The organism is Kitasatospora sp. NPDC024654 (assembly GCF_055559155.1).
Genome location: NZ_JBVHLF010000240.1, coordinates 1 through 1,912 on the forward strand (window position 1 = coordinate 1; position 1,912 = coordinate 1,912).

Here is a 1,912-nt window from a genome sequence, read left to right on the forward strand (position 1 = left end):
AGAACCGCCCGAAATCCAAGCGACCGCCCTACCGCAAGAGCGAACCGACCACCAGCAAACACGCAGAGTGACGACAGAAGCTAAAATTGCAAGCTTAGTGGTCTGCGTCGTAAGTCCTTCGGGGGTTGATCACGCGGCGAGGCGGAACGAGGATTCTTCTGGGTGATCGGCGGTGTGCCGGTCGAGCCTGGCCAGCAGATCGTCCAGGTCGGAGGTGGTGAACTTCCACTGGAACGGCTGTGCCGTGGCGTTGTAGCGGTCTTCGAAGGCTCGAAGCCGGTCCCCGACCTGGGTAAGGTCGGTGAAGTCGTTGGGCTGGACGACCTTGCGCTGGACGACGGAGAAGTAGATCTCCACCTGGTTCAACCAGGAGGCGTGCACGGGGGTGTGCACCAGTACGGCGTTGGGGAACGCGGCGGTCAGCCGGTCGGCGGCCTTCTTGCCGCAGTGGGAGGAGCCGTTGTCGACGACCCAGAACACCCGCTTCGCGCTGGCGTAGGGCTCCTGGCTCATGACCTGGGTGACCAGGTTCATGAACGGGTCGATGCCGGTGGTTTTCTCACAGCGGCCGAAGACCGTCGCGCGGTGGACGTCGTAGGCGGCCAGGTAGGCCAGCGCACCGCCGCGGCCGTAGGTGTGATTGACGCGCATCGTCCTTGCCTGCCCCGGTGCGAGGGTGGGGTGGCAGCGGCAGCGGGCCTGGACGGAGGTCTTCTCGTCGGCGCTGATCACGTACTCGTCCGCGCCGAGCGGTGTGCCTTCCCAGACGCGGGCGTACAGGTCCAGCACGCGCCCGGCCTTCGGACGGAAGGCGGGATCGGTGATGAAGATCCAGGACTGGTGCTGCCAGGGCTTGATCGCGTCCTCCTTCAGCCACCGCCGCACGGTGGAGGCGGAAATCGTGTCGGCGATGGCGCGGTCGATGACCTCGCGGGCCAGTTCCGGGCAGGACCAGCGCGACAGCGGCGCGCCGCTCTCGGCGGGCAGCTGACAGGCCAGGGCCTTGACCTGCGCGGCCTGCAGGGCGGTGAAGCGGGGCGGGCGCCCGGACCGCTTGCGGTCGGACAGGGCGGGCAGTCGGTTCCCGGCGAACCGGCCCCGCCAGGTGCGGACGGTGTCCAGGTGCAGCCCGGTCTCCCGGGCGATGCGAGCGTTCGAGCGGCCCCGGGCCGCGTGCAGGACGACCTGAGCGCGCTGACGGAGCCGGTGTTCGGTCTTGTGGCCGTAGGCCATCTTCTTCAGCCGCTCGCGTTCCGAGGCAGTCAAAGTGATCGGGCAAGCGGAGGCAACGGGCAAGGCAGGAAGGCCGATCGCGAGAAGTGGATCACGACAGGCCGCATCCTGCCGCACCCCGACACCAGCCTGTCCGGCAGGATGTCCGCTGTGCGCACGCCCTCGGAACACACCCGGCTCCAACTCGAGCTGTACCTGAACATGCACACCAAAGCCGCCTGGCCGCAGCTGGCCGGCCTGCGCACCCGCCACCGGGGCCAGTTCGCCTATGTGGAAGGCGAACTGCCCGACGGCGAGACCCTCAAGCTGATGCGCCTGCGCTACCACGGCACCGCGAACCGCTGGGGCTTCGCCCTGTACAACGCCGGCAGCGACCGCTACCAGGAGGCCCTCCTGCCCACCGGCAACAGCAGCGGCACCCCAGAAGACGCCCTCGACTGCGCCTGCCGACTCCACCTCGCCGCCCCCGACAGCTGACAGCGCACACGCCCACGACCTGCTCCGGAGTCAACCCCCGAAGGACTTACGACGCAGACCACTTAGCTTGCAATTTTAGCTTCTGTCGTCACTCTGCGTGTTTGCTAGTGGTCGGTTCGCTCTTGCGGTAGGGCGGTCGCTTGGATTTCGGGCGGTTCTTCGAGCCTTTCGGGCGGCCTGGGCCGGGGCGGGTGGGTTTCGG

Annotated in this window: 2 protein-coding genes; one reads left to right on the forward strand and one right to left on the reverse strand. The window is 67.7% G+C overall.

The window, feature by feature from the left end:
- Positions 1 to 129 precede the first annotated feature (129 nt).
- A complete protein-coding gene (locus ACZ38L_RS39285; RefSeq protein WP_465702919.1) occupies positions 130 to 1,266 on the reverse strand; it encodes an IS630 family transposase in 1,137 nt (378 codons plus the stop codon).
- Positions 1,267 to 1,383: 117 nt separating this feature from the next.
- Here ACZ38L_RS39285 and ACZ38L_RS39290 point away from each other — a divergent pair, with 117 nt between their 5' ends.
- Entirely contained in the window at positions 1,384 to 1,710 is a 327-nt protein-coding gene (locus ACZ38L_RS39290; protein WP_465702921.1) for a hypothetical protein, read from the forward strand.
- The last annotated feature ends 202 nt before the right edge of the window (positions 1,711 to 1,912 follow it).